This window comes from Nocardia grenadensis NBRC 108939 (genome assembly GCF_001613445.1).
In the GTDB taxonomy this organism is placed as follows: Bacteria; Actinomycetota; Actinomycetes; order Mycobacteriales; family Mycobacteriaceae; genus Nocardia; species Nocardia grenadensis.
Genome location: NZ_BDCJ01000067.1, coordinates 1 through 901 on the forward strand (window position 1 = coordinate 1; position 901 = coordinate 901).

General features: G+C 68.6%; 1 protein-coding gene. It reads left to right on the top strand.

Annotated elements, in window-relative coordinates:
• Nucleotides 1–866 (top strand): MFS transporter (locus tag NGR01S_RS29745; protein ID WP_157107517.1); only part of this gene is annotated, 866 nt, incomplete at its 5' end.
• Nucleotides 867–901 lie beyond the last annotated feature (35 nt).

Sequence of the window (901 nt, forward strand, 5' to 3'; positions counted from 1 at the left end):
CGGCCTCTCCCACCGCGATGGCTATCGCCGGTGGTGCGGCGCCCGGCGGTCAGCAAGGCCGCTACCTCGCGGTCGCGACCTCCGGGCTGACCGTGGCCTTGTTCACCGGGGTACCCGCCGGAGCGTTGATCGGTGACCTGTACTCCTGGCGCGCCATCTTCGGCCTCATCGCGGTCGTCGCCGCACTGACCGCCGTGGCCGTCGGCGCGTTCGCTCCCTCGGTCGCCGGTGGGGGTCGGGTCGGATTGGCCGCGCGGTTGACGCCGGTCTCCAACCCCCACATCATGGCTCTGGTCGGTGCGATGTTCCTGTGCGGCACCGGTGGCCTGATGTTCTACAACTACCTCGGAGCTGTGTTCGAGACCAAACTCGACGGCACCTCGGGCCAGGTCACCACCGCACTGCTCCTCGTCGGGATCATCGGCGTCGCCGCCGTATTCTTCGGCGGCGCACTCACCGACAAGACCAATCCACGCACCGCCCGCGCGGTCATCGTCGGTGGACACGCCATTGCGCTGCTGGCACTCGCGGCCCTGCTCACCGCCACCACCACCGTCACCCCGGCACTGTTCGTCGCGATCGGAATCTGGTCGATCTTCGCCTGGGCACTCAGCCCCGCTATCCAAGCCGGGATCATGGCCATCGACCCCCAGCGAGCCATGCTCGCACTCGCCCTGGGAATCAGCGGACTCTACGGTGGCAGCGCCCTCGGCGCGGCGATCGGCGGCCACCTCCTCGACAACCACTCCGCGTCAGCAATCCCCTTTGTCGGCGCGGCAGTCGTGGCACTCGCATGGCTACTCACCCTGCCGGCTCGCCGAGGCACAGGCACTACCACCAGCCCCGATATGGCCCTGCACCACTGAATACGCCAGCTGCGAAGCCCGACACTGCCAGCCTC